This is a genomic window from Shigella sp. SIG6 (genome assembly GCF_053555815.1).
This window is the reverse complement of the sequence record NZ_JBQZXC010000093.1, coordinates 1-14,791: the sequence shown is the minus strand read 5'-3', so window position 1 is coordinate 14,791 and position 14,791 is coordinate 1. Positions and strand designations below refer to the sequence as shown.

Below are 14,791 nucleotides of genomic sequence, written 5' to 3'. Positions count from 1 at the left end.
CGAGTCATTTCGTAATTACATTAATTAAAAAACTTAAAACCATTAAATAAATAAAAAACCACTAACTCTATGTGAAATAAATCAAAATTTCACGCCGAAATACTCCTTAGGATGTATAGCGAAAGGAGAAAAAGATATACCTCGATCACCCCCCTTTCTCCCAAGTGAAAATAAAAGGTTATCAGTTTGCAACATTGAACAACATTCGTTGCAAATCGATAACAACATGCACCTTCAGGATACTATTTATTATGTTCGGCAATGATATTTTCACCCGCGTAAAACGTTCAGAAAATAAAAAAATGGCGGAAATCGCCCAATTCCTGCATGAAAATGATTTGAGCGTTGACACCACAGTCGAAGTATTTATTACCGTAACCCGCGATGAAAAGCTTATCGCGTGCGGTGGAATTGCCGGAAATATTATTAAATGCGTTGCTATCAGTGAATCCGTTCGCGGTGAAGGACTGGCGCTGACATTAGCCACTGAACTGATAAACCTCGCCTATGAGCGGCACAGCACGCATCTGTTTATTTATACCAAAACCGAATACGAGGCGCTGTTCCGCCAGTGCGGTTTTTCCACGCTGACCTGCGTACCCGGCGTGATGGTGCTGATGGAAAACAGCGCCACGCGACTGAAACGCTATGCCGAATCGCTGAAAAAATTTCGTCATCCAGGGAACAAGATTGGCTGCATTGTGATGAACGCCAATCCCTTTACGAATGGTCACCATTATCTGATTCAACAAGCTGCGGCACAGTGCGACTGGTTGCATCTGTTTTTAGTCAAAGAAGATTCTTCACGCTTCCCCTATGAAGACCGGCTGGATCTGGTGTTAAAAGGCACCGCCGATATTCCACGCCTGACTGTGCATCGCGGCTCAGAATACATCATCTCCCGCGCTACGTTCCCTTGCTACTTCATTAAAGAACAGAGCGTCATTAACCATTGTTACACCGAAATTGATCTGAAGATTTTCCGTCAGTACCTCGCTCCCGCGCTTGGTGTAACTCACCGCTTTGTCGGTACTGAACCCTTTTGTCGCGTTACCGCCCAGTACAACCAGGATATGCGCTACTGGCTGGAAACGCCGACTATCTCCGCAGCGCCCATCGAACTGGTTGAAATTGAGCGGCTGCGTTACCAGGAGATGCCGATATCCGCTTCCCGGGTACGTCAACTGCTGGCGAAAAACGATCTCACGGCTATCGCGCCGCTGGTCCCTGCAGTCACGCTGCATTATTTGCAGAACCTGCTTGAGCACTCCCGCCAGGACGCGGCAGCTCGTCAAAAGACCCCCGCATGAGAAACAGGTGAAAAATGAAAATAAACCAGCCCGCCGTTGCAGGCACCCTTGAGTCTGGGGATGTGATGATACGCATCGCCCCACTCGATACGCAGGATATCGACCTGCAAATCAATAGCAGCGTTGAGAAACAGTTTGGCGATGCAATTCGCACCACCATTCTGGACGTTCTCGCCCGCTACAACGTGCGCGGCGTACAGCTGAATGTCGATGACAAAGGCGCACTGGACTGCATTTTACGTGCACGACTGGAAGCCCTGCTGGCACGCGCCAGCGGTATCCCGGCTCTGCCATGGGAGGATTGCCAATGATTTCCGCTTCGCTGCAACAACGTAAAACTCGCACCCGCCGCAGCATGTTGTTTGTGCCTGGTGCCAATGCCGCGATGGTCAGCAACTCCTTCATCTACCCGGCTGATGCCCTGATGTTTGACCTCGAAGACTCCGTGGCATTACGTGAAAAAGACACCGCCCGCCGCATGGTTTATCACGCGCTGCAACATCCGCTGTATCGCGATATTGAAACCATTGTGCGTGTCAACGCGCTGGATTCCGAATGGGGTGTTAACGACCTGGAAGCCGTCGTTCGCGGTGGTGCGGACGTTGTGCGTCTGCCGAAAACCGATACCGCTCAGGATGTTCTGGATATTGAAAAAGAGATCCTGCGTATAGAAAAAGCCTGTGGTCGTGAACCCGGCAGCACCGGCCTGCTGGCGGCGATTGAATCTCCTCTGGGCATTACCCGCGCAGTGGAAATCGCTCACGCTTCCGAGCGTTTGATCGGTATCGCCCTCGGTGCAGAAGACTATGTGCGCAACCTGCGTACAGAACGCACCCCGGAAGGAACTGAACTGCTGTTCGCACGCTGTTCCATTTTGCAGGCCGCGCGCTCTGCGGGTATTCAGGCGTTCGATACCGTCTATTCCGACGCTAACAACGAAGCCGGATTCCTGCAAGAAGCCGCCCACATCAAACAGCTGGGCTTTGACGGCAAATCGCTGATCAACCCGCGTCAGATTGATCTGCTGCACAACCTCTACGCACCGACCCAGAAAGAAGTGGATCACGCCCGCCGCGTCGTAGAAGCCGCTGAAGCCGCCGCTCGCGAAGGCCTCGGCGTGGTTTCCCTGAACGGCAAGATGGTGGACGGTCCGGTTATCGATCGCGCCCGTCTGGTGCTCTCCCGTGCAGAACTTTCCGGCATCCGCGAAGAATAAGGCAATCAAAATGACGCAGAAAATTGAACAATCTCAACGACAAGAACGGGTAGCGGCCTGGAATCGTCGCACTGAATGCGATCTTGCCGCTTTCCAGAACTCACCAAAGCAAACCTACCAGGCTGAAAAAGCGCGCGATCGCAAACTGTGCGCCAACCTGGAAGAAGCGATTCGTCGCTCAGGTTTACAGGACGGCATGACGGTTTCCTTCCATCACGCTTTCCGTGGCGGTGACCTGACCGTCAATATGGTGATGGACGTCATCGCGAAGATGGGCTTTAAAAACCTGACCCTGGCGTCCAGCTCCCTGAGTGATTGCCATGCGCCGCTGGTAGAACACATTCGCCAGGGCGTGGTTACCCGCATTTATACCTCTGGCCTACGCGGTCCACTGGCGGAAGAGATCTCCCGTGGTCTGCTGGCGGAACCGGTGCAGATCCACTCTCACGGCGGTCGTGTGCATCTGGTACAGAGCGGCGAACTGAATATCGACGTGGCTTTCCTCGGCGTCCCGTCCTGTGATGAATTCGGTAATGCCAACGGCTACACCGGTAAAGCCTGCTGCGGCTCCCTCGGCTATGCAATGGTTGATGCCGACAACGCAAAACAGGTCGTGATGCTTACCGAAGAACTGCTGCCTTATCCGCATAATCCGGCAAGCATTGAGCAAGATCAGGTTGATTTGATCGTCAAAGTTGATCGCGTTGGCGATGCTGCAAAAATCGGCGCTGGTACTACCCGTATGACCACTAACCCGCGCGAACTGCTTATTGCCCGTAGCGCTGCGGATGTGATTGTCAACTCTGGCTACTTCAAAGAAGGTTTCTCCATGCAAACCGGCACCGGCGGCGCTTCGCTGGCGGTAACCCGTTTCCTGGAAGACAAAATGCGTAGCCGCGATATTCGCGCCGACTTCGCCCTCGGCGGTATTACCGCGACGATGGTTGATCTGCACGAAAAAGGTCTGATCCGCAAACTGCTGGATGTGCAGAGCTTTGACAGCCATGCTGCGCAATCGCTGGCCCGTAACCCCAATCACATCGAAATCAGCGCCAACCAGTACGCTAACTGGGGTTCGAAAGGCGCATCGGTTGATCGTCTCGACGTGGTGGTACTGAGCGCGCTGGAAATTGACAGGCAGTTCAACGTTAACGTGCTGACCGGTTCTGACGGCGTACTGCGTGGCGCTTCCGGTGGTCACTGCGATACCGCGATTGCCTCTGCGCTTTCCATCATCGTCGCGCCACTGGTACGCGGTCGTATTCCGACTCTGGTGGATAACGTGCTGACCTGCATCACCCCGGGCTCCAGTGTCGATATTCTGGTCACAGACCACGGTATCGCAGTTAACCCGGCACGTCCGGAACTAGCAGAACGTCTGCAGGAAGCGGGCATTAAAGTGGTTTCCATTGAGTGGCTGCGCGAACGTGCGCGTCTGCTGACCGGTGAACCACAGCCGATTGAATTCACCGACCGCGTCGTTGCCGTTGTGCGTTACCGAGATGGCTCGGTGATCGATGTTGTGCATCAGGTGAAGGAATAAGCCATGCACCTGCTTCCTGAACTCGCCAGCCACCATGCGGTGTCAATTCCCGAGCTGCTCGTCAGCCGGGATGAAAGGCAAGCACGGCAACACGCCTGGCTCAAGCACCATCCTGTTCCACTGGTCTCCTTTACCGTGGTTGCGCCTGGGCCGATTAAAGACAGCGAGGTCACACGCCGAATTTTTAATCATGGCGTGACAGCCTTGCGTGCCTTAGCCACAAAGCAGGGCTGGCAAATTCAGGAGCAGGCTGCACTGGTTTCCGCCAGCGGGCCGGAGGGCATGTTGAGCATTGCCGCCCCGGCTCGCGACCTCAAGCTCGCCACCATTGAGCTTGAACATAGTCATCCTCTCGGGCGGTTATGGGATATCGATGTCCTGACGCCCGAAGGCGAAATTCTCTCCCGCCGCGACTATTCACTGCCGCCTCGCCGCTGCCTGTTGTGCGAGCAAAGCGCAGCCGTCTGCGCGCGTGGAAAAACCCATCAACTGACCGATTTACTCAACCGCATGGAGGCACTGCTGAACGATGTCGATGCCTGCAACGTCAACTAAAACCACAAAGCTTGCGACGTCATTAATCGATGAGTACGCCCTGCTGGGCTGGCGCGCCATGCTGACTGAAGTCAATCTGTCACCGAAACCAGGCCTCGTGGATCGCATTAACTGCGGTGCGCACAAAGATATGGCGCTGGAAGATTTCCACCGCAGCGCGCTGGCGATTCAGGGCTGGTTACCCCGTTTCATTGAATTTGGTGCCTGTAGTGCAGAAATGGCACCGGAAGCGGTACTCCACGGATTACGCCCAATTGGTATGGCTTGCGAAGGTGATATGTTCCGCGCCACTGCGGGCGTAAACACGCATAAAGGCAGCATTTTTTCTTTAGGGCTGCTATGTGCGGCAATTGGCCGTTTGCTTCAGCTCAACCAGCCGGTTACACCAACAACCGTTTGTTCTACGGCGGCAAGTTTCTGCCGTGGCCTGACCGATCGCGAACTGCGTACCAATAATTCACGACTGACGGCAGGTCAACGGTTGTACCAGCAGCTTGGCCTTACCGGCGCACGCGGTGAAGCCGAAGCGGGTTATCCACTGGTGATCAACCACGCCTTGCCGCATTACCTCACTCTGCTGGATCAGGGGTTAGATCCTGAACTGGCATTGCTCGATACCTTGCTCCTACTGATGGCTACCAACGGCGATACCAACGTTGCATCGCGCGGTGGCGAGGGGGGCCTGCGCTGGCTACAGCGCGAGGCGCAAACATTATTGCAAAAAGGGGGCATTCGAACCCCCGCCGATCTCGATTATCTCCGGCAGTTCGACAGGGAGTGTATCGAACGAAATCTCAGTCCAGGCGGCAGTGCCGACCTGCTGATCCTTACCTGGTTTTTAGCACAGATTTAATTATTTAAGCACTTGATAAATTTGGAAATATTAATTTTCGGAGAACCCGTATGTCTTTAGCAAAAGATAATATATGGAAACTATTGGCCCCACTGGTGGTGATGGGTGTCATGTTTCTTATCCCTGTCCCCGACGGTATGCCGCCGCAGGCATGGCATTACTTCGCTGTGTTTGTGGCAATGATTGTCGGCATGATCCTCGAGCCAATTCCGGCAACAGCGATCAGTTTTATTGCGGTTACTATTTGCGTTATTGGCAGTAATTACCTGCTCTTTGATGCCAAAGAATTAGCTGACCCAGCGTTTAATGCGCAAAAACAGGCGCTGAAATGGGGCCTGGCTGGTTTTTCCAGCACCACGGTATGGCTGGTATTTGGCGCATTTATTTTTGCATTAGGGTATAAAGTTTCCGGGTTAGGTCGTCGCATTGCCCTTTTCCTGGTGAAATTCATGGACAAACGCACGCTGACGTTGGGTTATGCGATTGTCATTATCGACATTCTGCTGGCACCGTTTACACCGTCCAACACCGCGCGTACCGGGGGTACGGTTTTTCCGGTCATTAAAAACCTGCCGCCGTTGTTTAAATCATTCCCGAACGATCCGTCCGCGCGTCGTATTGGCGGCTATTTGATGTGGATGATGGTCATTAGTACCAGTCTGAGTTCGTCCATGTTTGTCACCGGTGCGGCACCAAACGTGCTGGGTCTGGAGTTCGTCAGCAAAATTGCCGGTATCCAGATTAGCTGGTTGCAGTGGTTCCTCTGCTTCCTGCCGGTTGGGGTTATCTTGCTTATCATTGCGCCGTGGCTTTCCTACGTGCTGTACAAACCGGAAATCACACACAGTGAAGAAGTGGTAACCTGGGCGGGTGATGAACTAAAAACCATGGGTGCGCTGACACGCAGAGAGTGGACGCTGATTGGCCTTGTATTGCTCAGCTTAGGTTTGTGGGTATTTGGCAGTGAAGTCATTAATGCTACTGCGGTTGGTCTGCTGGCAGTTTCGCTAATGCTGGCTCTGCACGTTGTGCCGTGGAAAGACGTTACCCGCTATAACAGCGCATGGAACACGCTGGTCAACCTGGCAACTCTGGTTGTGATGGCTAACGGCCTGACTCGTTCTGGTTTTATTGACTGGTTCGCCGGTACCATGAGTACGCACCTGGAAGGATTCTCACCAAACGCAACGGTGATTGTACTGGTTCTGGTGTTCTACTTTGCACACTACCTGTTTGCCAGCCTGTCTGCGCACACCGCAACCATGCTGCCGGTTATTCTGGCCGTCGGTAAAGGTATTCCGGGCGTACCAATGGAACAACTGTGTATCCTGCTGGTGCTGTCTATCGGTATCATGGGCTGTCTGACGCCGTATGCAACCGGTCCTGGGGTGATTATTTACGGCTGTGGCTATGTGAAATCAAAAGATTACTGGCGTCTTGGCGCAATCTTCGGGGTGATTTACATCTCTATGTTGCTGTTGGTTGGCTGGCCGATTCTCGCCATGTGGAACTAATACGTTCGCCAAACGCTGAATAAATCATAACGCCCGCCAGGTAAGCCCACCTGGCGGGCTTTTTTATGATTTAATAGATAGTATTCAGTGTATGTATGAGTTCCACACCCATTATGAAAGCATTCTGGCGTAACGCCGCGTTGCTCGCGGTTTCTCTGCTTCCCTTATCTTCTGCCAACGCCGTAGCGTTGCAGGCAAAACAGTATGGCGATTTTGATCGCTATGTCCTGGCCCTCTCCTGGCAAACCGGATTTTGCCAGAGTCAACACGATCGAAATCGTAACGAACGAGATGAATGTCGCCTGCAAACCGAAACGACCAACAAAGCTGATTTTCTGACCGTACATGGTCTGTGGCCAGGATTGCCTAAATCGGTTGCTGCCCGTGGTGTTGATGAACGCCGCTGGATGCGCTTCGGTTGCGCTACTCGCCCAATCCCGAATCTACCAGAAGCACGCGCCAGCCGAATGTGTTCATCGCCGGAAACCGGGTTATCACTGGAAACGGCCGCTAAACTAAGTGAAGTCATGCCAGGAGCTGGCGGACGTTCCTGCCTGGAACGCTACGAATATGCCAAACACGGTGCCTGCTTTGGTTTTGATCCGGACGCATACTTCGGTACGATGGTACGCCTGAATCAAGAAATTAAAGAGAGCGAAGCCGGAAAATTCCTTGCGGATAATTACGGTAAAACAGTGAGCCGCCGTGACTTTGACGCCGCCTTTGCCAAAAGCTGGGGAAAAGAGAACGTGAAAGCAGTTAAGCTAACGTGCCAGGGTAACCCTGCGTATTTGACTGAAATTCAGATCTCGATCAAAGCTGACGCTATCAACGCTCCGCTTTCTGCAAACTCATTCTTGCCACAACCTCACCCAGGTAACTGTGGCAAAACCTTTGTGATTGATAAAGCGGGTTATTAATCCTCTGATTTACAAAACACGCTAATTCGTCTTCCATAACCATGCCGATTAAGAATTATACATAATGCGCTGCATTGAGGAATTCCCTGAATATGACGCAAATCACTTCAAAGAGTGAGCAACAGTCAGTATCATCATGTGAGTTAAACCCTCGCCGCCTGACGGTGAGGGTTTTCTTTTGGGTATGTTTATCTGCGACACTCGCAGTACCGACGACATGGAGTAAAAATGTCCAGACCAACTATCATCATTAACGACCTGGATGCCGAACGCATCGATATTCTGCTGGAGCAACCCGCCTATGCTGGTTTGCCAATCGCCGACGCGTTAAACGCAGAGTTGGATCGCGCCCAAATGTGTTCGCCAGAAGAGATGCCACACGACGTGGTGACAATGAACAGCCGGGTTAAATTCCGCAATCTTAGCGATGGCGAAGTGCGTGTGCGCACGCTGGTGTATCCGGCAAAAATGACCGATAGCAATACTCAGCTTTCCGTTATGGCTCCGGTAGGTGCCGCACTGCTGGGGCTGCGCGTTGGCGATTCCATTCACTGGGAACTTCCGGGCGGCGTTGCAACCCACCTTGAAGTGCTGGAACTCGAATACCAGCCAGAAGCTGCTGGCGACTACCTGCTTTAATCCCATCTGCACAAGCGATAACTCGTTTTGCCCAGAGGATGCACTCGCATCCTCTTTACGCAAAATCAGCAATTTTTCCTGGTTCTCACTGTTCACTTTTGCTGCAAAATTATTCCGTTTCGTTTGTGGGAATAACCATGGCAGAAGCATTTTACATCCTGATAGGATTTCTGATTATGGCGGCGATTATCGTCATGGCTGTCCTTTACCTCGAAAACCACTCCTGACGATCATATTGTTCCCCCCGGCATCGCATTCACCAGACCTGAAACCGCCTTCTGCGCCGCCTCTGCGCTTTGTGCACCGGGTACCAGAATCACCTTACGGCACTCCTCTTCACGTTTTTCGAAAATCTCATATCCCCGGGCGGCCTCTTCAAACGGCATATAGTGGGTAACAATTTCTTCTGGTTTCAGTAATCCTTTCTCAATTAACGGTAATAATTCTCCCAGCCATGCGTGAACGTGGGTCTGTCCCATTTTAAACGTCAACCCTTTATCAAAGGCGTCGCCAAACAGGAAACCGTGAATAAATCCAGCGTAGACACCCGGTACGCTAACAATGCCGCCACGCCTGACCGCCGCAATACACTGGCGCAACGCTTTACCGCTGCTGCCCTCCAGTTTCAGGTTAGTCAGCACCGTTTCCGTGGTGCTGCCTTTCGCTTCAAAACCGACGGCGTCTATTACTGCATCCACGCCCCGGTGACCTGCCGTTTGTTCAATAATTGACTGTGCCGGATCGCTATCTTCATCGAAATTAATCGGGATCGCGCCGTAGCGGTCAGCGGCGAAACGCAAGCGGTAGGGATGATGATCAACAACAAAAATCTGTTCCGCACCGAGCAACCGTGCACAGGCGATTATCAACAATCCCACAGGACCAGCACCATAGACTGCAACGCTTGAACCTTGTTGGATCTGCACATTTTTTGCTGCCTGCCATGCCGTTGGCAGAATATCAGAAAGGAAAAGGGCTTTATCATCTGAAAGCAAAGGCGGTACTTTAAACGGCCCCACATTCCCTTTAGGGACGCGGACATATTCCGCCTGCCCGCCAGGAACGCCACCATACAGGTGACTATAACCAAACAATGCCGCGGGAGCAGGTATCTGTTTTTTATTGAGCGCAGCGCCTTTACCCGCATTGGTATTTTCGCAGGCGGCATATTGCTGTAATCGACAGAAAAAACAGTCGCCACAAGCAATGACGAACGGAATTACCACCCGGTCGCCTTTTTGCAAATTTTTTACGTCCTTCCCGGTTTCAACGACTTCCCCCATAAATTCATGACCAAAAATATCGCCATGTTTAACCTGGGGTATTTTGCCTCGATAAAGATGGAGGTCAGAGCCACAGATCGCCGTTACCGTAATACGCAGAATAATATCATCTGCCTGTTCAATGCCCGGATCGGGAACATTTTCTACCTGAACGTGATGTGGGCCGTGATAAGTCAATGCTTTCATGCAACCTCCAGAGACAGTTCAAAAAAGAGTCAGTCTTTAAGGGTAGCTATCACAGCGGGAAAACGGGCGGTACCGCAGGTTTTGGGAGAATTCCTGGTGTTCAGTGAGAATATATTAATCACAGAAACCGTTCGTAAGGAAAAAGAACCAGACAAATATCAGGGATAAATATTATAATCATGGCGAATGATTTGTTCATGATTAACAGGGAGAAAGGGTTATGTATAAGGCAATCATTATGCCAGTTGATGTATTTGAAATGGAATTGAGCGACAAAGCTGTTCGCCACGCTGAATTCCTCGCCCAAGATGACGGAGTTATTCATCTACTTCACGTACTACCCGGGTCAGCCAGCCTGAGCCTGCACCGTTTTGCCGCTGATGTGCGTCGTTTTGAAGAGCATCTGCAACATGAAGCAGAAGAACGTCTGCAAACGATGGTCAGCCACTTCACCATCGATCCTTCCCGCATTAAACAACATGTCCGTTTTGGTAGCGTGCGGGATGAAGTCAATGAGTTGGCAGAAGAACTGGGGGCTGATGTTGTAGTTATCGGTTCTCGCAACCCATCGATTTCGACCCATCTGTTAGGTTCTAACGCCTCGAGCGTGATCCGCCACGCCAATCTGCCTGTACTGGTCGTTCGCTAACAGATAAAAGTATTTATGCCGCCCTGCCTGGAACATCCCGGCAGGGCTTTTTAATGCCATAAAAAAGCCGCCAGGTTTGACCCCGGCGGCTAAGCAATTGCAGGTGAATCTTACTTCTTCTTATGCAGTTTTGGTGCGAATCAGGTAGTCAAAAGCACTCAGAGAGGCTTTGGCACCTTCGCCAGTGGCGATGATGATCTGCTTGTACGGAACCGTCGTACAGTCACCCGCTGCAAACACGCCTTTGACGTTGGTTTCACATTTCGCATCAATGATAATCTCGCCCATGCGGTTACGTTCGACTGCGCCTTCCAGCCAGTTGGTGTTCGGCAGCAGACCAATCTGGACAAAAATACCGGCCAGTTCGATGTTGTGAATATCGCCGCTGACACGATCTCGATATTCCAGACCAACGACTTTGCTGCCGTCGCCTTTCACTTCCGTGGTTTGCGCATTCAGAATAATGTCGACGTTTTTCAGGCTGCGCAGTTTGTCCTGCAGAACCTGGTCGGCTTTCATTTCTGGCGCAAATTCCAGCAGCGTTACGTGCTCAACGATACCCGCCAGGTCGATTGCCGCTTCCACGCCGGAGTTACCGCCGCCGATAACCGCTACGCGTTTGCCTTTAAACAGCGGGCCGTCGCAGTGCGGGCAGTAGGTCACGCCTTTAGTGCGATACTGATCTTCGCCCGGAACGTTCATGTTGCGCCATTTTGCACCCGTCGCCACGATAATGCTGCGTGCTTTCAGTACCGCGCCAGAAGCTGTTTCAATCTGGTGTAGACCACCTTCAACCGCTGCCGGGATCAGTTTGCTGGCGCTCTGGCTGTCGATCACATCAACGTCGTATTCATCAACGTGAACTTTCAGTGCGCCTGCCAACTTCTGCCCTTCAGTCTTCGGTACAGAAATGTAGTTTTCGATATCAACGGTATCGAGGATCTGACCACCAAAACGTTCGCCCATCAGACCGGTACGGATGCCTTTACGTGCGGAGTAAATTGCTGCCGCTGCACCCGCCGGGCCGGAACCAACGATTAATACGTCATAAGCATCACGCTTGTTCAGCTCTTCTGCCGCACGTTTTTCCGCGCCAGTATCAATTTTGGCAACGATTTCAGTCAACGTCATGCGGCCCTGACCAAACTCTTTCCCGTTTACGAACACTGCCGGAACGCCCATCACGTTGCGATCGGTGATTTCGTTCTGGAAGGTGCCGCCGTCAATTGCAGTGTGCTTGATGCGCGGGTTCAATACGCTCATCAGGTTCAGCGCCTGCACCACGTCCGGGCAGTTATGGCAAGAGAGCGAGTAATAGGTTTCGAATTCAAAATCACCGTCAATATGGCGAATCTGCTCCAGCAGAGACTGCGCTTCTTTCGACGGATGACCACCGGTCCACAGCAACGCCAGTACCAGCGAGGTGAACTCGTGGCCCAGCGGGGAGCCTGCAAAACGTGGTCCCTGGTTGGAACCTGGGTTGGTGATCAGGAAAGACGGCTTACGCACTGGCAAGCTGTTATCTTCTTTAAAGGTGACTTTGTCTGACAGTTCTGCGATTTCAGCCAACAGTTCCTTGATTTCTGCCGATTTAGCGCTGTCATCCAGCGTGGCAATTAACTCAACAGGCTTGGTCAATTTCTCAAGGTAAGCCTTGAGTTGAGTTTTCATATTTGTGTCGAGCATGTTTATCTCCTGGGCTTTAAACATCATCATGCAAGCGGCCTCTGCGGCTACCTGGATGCAGCTTGCATCATGGTGCGGGGAAGAAAATCGGGTGCCGCAGCACCCGAAGAATTAGGTGAATTTCCGAAGTATTTCGCGTCAGAGCAAGGCGACTAGCCTGTGAATCCCCGGGAGCTTACACAAGTAAGTGACCGGGGTGAGCGGGCGACGCCAACGCCGCTATGGCGTGAAAGACGAAGGAAATTTAGATTTTACCAACCAGGTCCAGAGACGGAGCCAGAGTTGCTTCACCTTCTTTCCATTTAGCCGGGCAAACTTCACCTGGGTGAGAAGCTACGTACTGAGCTGCTTTGATTTTACGCAGCAGATCAGACGCGTCACGGCCAATGCCTTCAGCGGTAACTTCGATTGCCTGGATGATACCCTGCGGGTCAACAACGAAGGTCGCACGGTCAGCCAGACCTTCATCTTCACGCATGTTGTCGAAGTTACGGGTCAGGGCGCCAGTCGGGTCGCCGATCATCGCATATTTGATTTTAGCGATGGTTTCAGAGCTGCTGTGCCATGCTTTGTGGGTGAAGTGAGTATCGGTAGATACTGCGTATACGTCTACGCCCAGTTTCTGCAGTTCTTCGTAGTGGTCAGCAACGTCACCCAGTTCGGTCGGGCATACGAAAGTAAAGTCAGCCGGGTAGAAGAAGAAGACGCTCCAGCGGCCTTCGGTATCTTTTTCGGTGATTTCGATGAATTCGCCGTTTTTGAATGCCTGGTTTTTAAAAGGTTTAATTTTGGTGTTAATCAAGGACATCTATACTTCCTCCGTGTTTTCGATGAGATGTAAGGTAACCAATTTTTGCCGATTCGGCTAATGCGTTTCCATTATCAAATCGATAAGTTTTACCTTACAACCTTCGTAAGACAACTTTGTGAACTTTGCACCGCCAGCGGCGATAAAAAGTAAAATGGCCCCCTTTCCAGGTGACCGTGTAATCTGAACTACCCTTTGGTATCTTCAGCGCCTGCCTGCAGGCTGAGGTGTTGCCCTTACAAATGCAACAACGACATGGATTACAACACCCTCATAAACAAAGGGCAATCACCTGATCTAAGCTCTTACCTATGACAGTGATAGGTTATGCCTTTTACTCGACTTTTGCACTGACTGAAAAGGACAAATTAATGTTAAAAAAGATACTTTTACTGGCTCTGCTTCCTGCAATCGCCTTCTCAGAGGAACTTCCTTCCCCAGTAAAAGCGATTGAAAAACAGGGCATTACAATCATCAAAACGTTCGATGCCCCCGGAGGAATGAAAGGTTATCTCGGAAAGTATCAGGATATGGGCGTCACCATCTACCTGACTCCCGATGGTAAGCACGCTATCTCTGGTTACATGTACAACGAGAAAGGTGAAAACCTGAGTAACACACTTATCGAAAAAGAAATTTACGCACCAGCCGGACGCGAAATGTGGCAACGGATGGAACAATCCCACTGGCTCCTCGACGGTAAAAAAGATGCGCCGGTCATTGTCTACGTCTTCGCCGATCCGTTCTGCCCATATTGTAAACAGTTCTGGCAGCAGGCGCGCCCGTGGGTAGATTCTGGCAAAGTGCAATTAAGAACATTGTTGGTTGGGGTTATCAAGCCAGAAAGCCCGGCGACAGCAGCGGCAATTCTTGCCTCCAAAGATCCCGCAAAAACCTGGCAACAATATGAAGCCTCTGGTTGCAAGCTTAAGCTAAACGTGCCTGCAAACGTAAGTACAGAGCAAATGAAAGTGTTAAGTGACAATGAGAAACTGATGGACGATCTGGGGGCAAATGTCACGCCGGCTATCTATTACATGAGTAAGGAAAATACGCTGCAACAGGCCGTGGGGTTGCCCGATCAGAAAACGCTTAATATCATTATGGGAAATAAATAAAAGGTAATTCATGGATGGTTGAACTATATCCCTGCTTTTCAACCATCCTAAAAAAGCATGAATTGCTCGCTCTACCCTAAGTGGCTGTGCTATTTTAGAAAAACTTAATCCTGAGTTAAGCAAAAAAACATAATCAATAAAAATATATACGCAAAAAACATTGATTAAGTGAATATACCATGGAAGAAAAATATAAACCGGAGTAGTGTATGGCCAATCTCTACGACTTGAAAAAGTTCGACTTAAATCTTCTTGTCATATTTGAGTGTATTTACCAGCATTTAAGCATTAGCAAAGCTGCTGAATCACTATATATCACCCCATCAGCCGTGAGCCAGTCGTTACAACGCTTACGTGCGCAATTTAATGACCCTTTATTCATTCGCTCAGGAAAAGGTATCGCGCCGACGACAACAGGGTTGAATCTGCATCACCATCTTGAGAAAAACCTCAAAGGCCTTGAACAAACAATTAATATAGTCAATAAGTCCGAACTAAAGAAAAACTTTAT

At 50.9% G+C, this 14,791-nt stretch carries 16 protein-coding genes; 13 read left to right on the top strand and 3 right to left on the bottom strand.

What is annotated here, in order from left to right; translation table 11 throughout:
• Positions 1-251: 251 nt before the first annotated feature.
• The 10 genes from citC to yldA all read left to right on the top strand — a co-directional run bounded on the left by citC (position 252) and on the right by yldA (position 8,777).
• Positions 252-1,310: a [citrate (pro-3S)-lyase] ligase gene (gene citC, locus ACUU1M_RS14490; protein ID WP_000467684.1), complete on the top strand. Its 1,059-nt coding sequence runs from the start codon at positions 252-254 to the stop codon at positions 1,308-1,310.
• A gap of 14 nt (positions 1,311-1,324) precedes the next feature.
• Complete coding sequence (citD, locus tag ACUU1M_RS14485; RefSeq protein WP_000700703.1) at positions 1,325-1,621, top strand: citrate lyase acyl carrier protein; 297 nt, start codon at positions 1,325-1,327, stop codon at positions 1,619-1,621.
• Entirely contained in the window at positions 1,618-2,526 is a 909-nt protein-coding gene (gene citE / locus ACUU1M_RS14480; RefSeq protein WP_005073240.1) for a citrate (pro-3S)-lyase subunit beta, read from the top strand. Before citD ends, citE begins: the two co-directional genes overlap by 4 nt.
• A gap of 10 nt (positions 2,527-2,536) precedes the next feature.
• Positions 2,537-4,069 (top strand): citrate lyase subunit alpha, encoded by a 1,533-nt coding sequence (gene citF / locus ACUU1M_RS14475; protein WP_005066735.1) that lies wholly within the window; start codon positions 2,537-2,539, stop codon positions 4,067-4,069.
• Positions 4,070-4,072: 3 nt separating this feature from the next.
• Entirely contained in the window at positions 4,073-4,624 is a 552-nt protein-coding gene (citX, locus tag ACUU1M_RS14470) for a citrate lyase holo-[acyl-carrier protein] synthase (RefSeq protein WP_000550398.1), read from the top strand.
• Positions 4,599-5,477 (top strand): triphosphoribosyl-dephospho-CoA synthase CitG, encoded by an 879-nt coding sequence (gene citG / locus ACUU1M_RS14465; RefSeq protein ID WP_000062460.1) that lies wholly within the window; start codon positions 4,599-4,601, stop codon positions 5,475-5,477. The genes citX and citG overlap by 26 nt, the downstream gene beginning before the upstream one ends.
• A 50-nt stretch (positions 5,478-5,527) precedes the next feature.
• Positions 5,528-6,991 (top strand): citrate/succinate antiporter CitT, encoded by a 1,464-nt coding sequence (gene citT / locus ACUU1M_RS14460; protein WP_000050337.1) that lies wholly within the window; start codon positions 5,528-5,530, stop codon positions 6,989-6,991.
• Between the two features lie 113 nt (positions 6,992-7,104).
• Positions 7,105-7,911, top strand: coding sequence for a ribonuclease I (gene rna / locus ACUU1M_RS14455; RefSeq protein ID WP_005073228.1), 807 nt, complete (start codon positions 7,105-7,107; stop codon positions 7,909-7,911).
• A gap of 228 nt (positions 7,912-8,139) precedes the next feature.
• Complete coding sequence (gene rnk, locus ACUU1M_RS14450) at positions 8,140-8,550, top strand: nucleoside diphosphate kinase regulator (RefSeq protein WP_000089731.1); 411 nt, start codon at positions 8,140-8,142, stop codon at positions 8,548-8,550.
• Between the two features lie 137 nt (positions 8,551-8,687).
• Complete coding sequence (gene yldA, locus ACUU1M_RS14445) at positions 8,688-8,777, top strand: small membrane protein YldA (protein WP_000796528.1); 90 nt, start codon at positions 8,688-8,690, stop codon at positions 8,775-8,777.
• Between the two features lie 3 nt (positions 8,778-8,780).
• On the opposite strand, the gene ACUU1M_RS14440 is transcribed toward yldA, so the two are convergent.
• Positions 8,781-10,019, bottom strand: a complete 1,239-nt coding sequence (locus ACUU1M_RS14440; RefSeq protein ID WP_000646165.1) for a zinc-dependent alcohol dehydrogenase — start codon at positions 10,017-10,019, stop codon at positions 8,781-8,783.
• A gap of 220 nt (positions 10,020-10,239) precedes the next feature.
• On the opposite strand from ACUU1M_RS14440, the gene uspG reads away from it, so the two are divergent.
• Positions 10,240-10,668: a universal stress protein UspG gene (uspG, locus tag ACUU1M_RS14435; protein WP_000276167.1), complete on the top strand. Its 429-nt coding sequence runs from the start codon at positions 10,240-10,242 to the stop codon at positions 10,666-10,668.
• 120 nt (positions 10,669-10,788) lie between these two features.
• On the opposite strand, the gene ahpF is transcribed toward uspG, so the two are convergent.
• Both ahpF and ahpC read right to left on the bottom strand, forming a co-directional pair.
• Positions 10,789-12,354, bottom strand: coding sequence for an alkyl hydroperoxide reductase subunit F (gene ahpF / locus ACUU1M_RS14430; RefSeq protein ID WP_000887629.1), 1,566 nt, complete (start codon positions 12,352-12,354; stop codon positions 10,789-10,791).
• 244 nt (positions 12,355-12,598) lie between these two features.
• A complete protein-coding gene (ahpC, locus tag ACUU1M_RS14425; RefSeq protein ID WP_000052796.1) occupies positions 12,599-13,162 on the bottom strand; it encodes an alkyl hydroperoxide reductase subunit C in 564 nt (187 codons plus the stop codon).
• A gap of 371 nt (positions 13,163-13,533) precedes the next feature.
• Between ahpC and dsbG the strand changes: the two genes are divergently transcribed.
• Positions 13,534-14,280 carry a thiol:disulfide interchange protein DsbG gene (gene dsbG / locus ACUU1M_RS14420; RefSeq protein WP_449144682.1) on the top strand — a complete coding sequence of 249 codons (747 nt, stop codon included), beginning with the start codon at positions 13,534-13,536 and terminating at the stop codon, positions 14,278-14,280.
• Between the two features lie 209 nt (positions 14,281-14,489).
• The coding region (locus ACUU1M_RS14415) for a LysR family transcriptional regulator (RefSeq protein WP_449144681.1) at positions 14,490-14,791 on the top strand (302 nt) is incomplete at its 3' end.